The sequence below is a fragment of the Ferroplasma sp. Type II genome (assembly GCF_000496155.1).
In genome coordinates, this window is record NZ_KI542853.1 from 4098 (window position 1) to 5187 (window position 1090).

The following is a 1090-nucleotide window of genomic DNA, read 5'->3' on the forward strand; positions in this document are numbered from 1 at the left end:
TGGCATATCTCGGAAAGGATGCGATAGCAGGTACTATAGAGCTTATAAGCATTATAAATAAATATGGAAAGAAAATTGAGAAATCAAGGATTTCAAAATACAATGTAATTCCACCCGGTTCAAAAAAGCCTGGTCTGGCAATAGGTTATTTAAAATGTGGTACATGGGCTAACACCATAGCGGATGAATGCGAATTTTCTATTTATCGAAGATTGATACCGGAAGAAAAATTAAGTGAGGAAAAAGACAAACTATACGATTTAATTATGGACTATGCACAAAGTTCTGGGTATGAAGTCAGGATCAATGAACATTATATAACTGATAGCATAATAGAGAATACAGAAAATCAATTTTACCGTCTTTTCAGGACAGGCCTTGGGGAAGCCCTTGGAAGTGAACCGGAATTAGTTCTCTCTCCAGGAACATTTGATATGAGATTCACACATCAGGCAGGAATTCCGTCGCTTAATTACGGCCCTGGAATCCTTGAGGAATCTCACATGAATGATGAAAAAATATTGATTAATGATCTTAAGAAATCCATCGTTGGCTTTGCTGCAGGTCTTTATGAAATAGCCAGAGGTCTGTGAGATTGGGGTTTCTCTTAACCATGTTAACATCTATCTTTAGAAATTATCATAGGTCTGATGCTTAAACTTCGTAGGTATAACCCTATACTCCGTTCTCAAATGCTTCGGGAGATGATTTTTGTTCTACTGTTCAGGCGTTGAATCGGCAATAGCTTTTTCCAAGACATTATGTGCTAATGTGGCACATTTCACTCTACTAGGAAATTGTGATGCACCATGCAGTGCCTCTAAATCACCTAAAGGAACGTCTGAGGTTCCACCTGCCAGGAAGGCCTTGAAATTTGATACCAGTGACAGTGCCTCATCAACAGTTTTTCCCTTAACTGCTTCAGTGAGCATGGATGCCGATGCCATACTGATAGAACATCCCTGCCCGCTAAAGCAAATCTCTTCAATTCGCCCATCCTTTATGATCAAGTCCAATTTAATTTGGTCACCGCAGGTTGGATTTAATAGGCCGGCACTTTTCGTAGGATGTTCCAAATGTCCGTAATTCT

Annotated in this window: 2 protein-coding genes; one reads left to right on the forward strand and one right to left on the reverse strand. The window is 39.4% G+C overall.

Annotation, left to right across the window (positions count from 1 at the left end; translation table 11 throughout):
• Nucleotides 1-593, forward strand: a 593-nt coding sequence (locus AMDU4_RS13945; RefSeq protein ID WP_290705610.1) for a peptidase dimerization domain-containing protein, incomplete at its 5' end; no start/stop codon positions are given.
• A gap of 123 nt (nt 594-716) precedes the next feature.
• On the opposite strand, the gene sufU is transcribed toward AMDU4_RS13945, so the two are convergent.
• Nucleotides 717-1090: Fe-S cluster assembly sulfur transfer protein SufU (sufU, locus tag AMDU4_RS13950; protein ID WP_021788563.1), on the reverse strand; the 374-nt coding region annotated here is incomplete at its 5' end.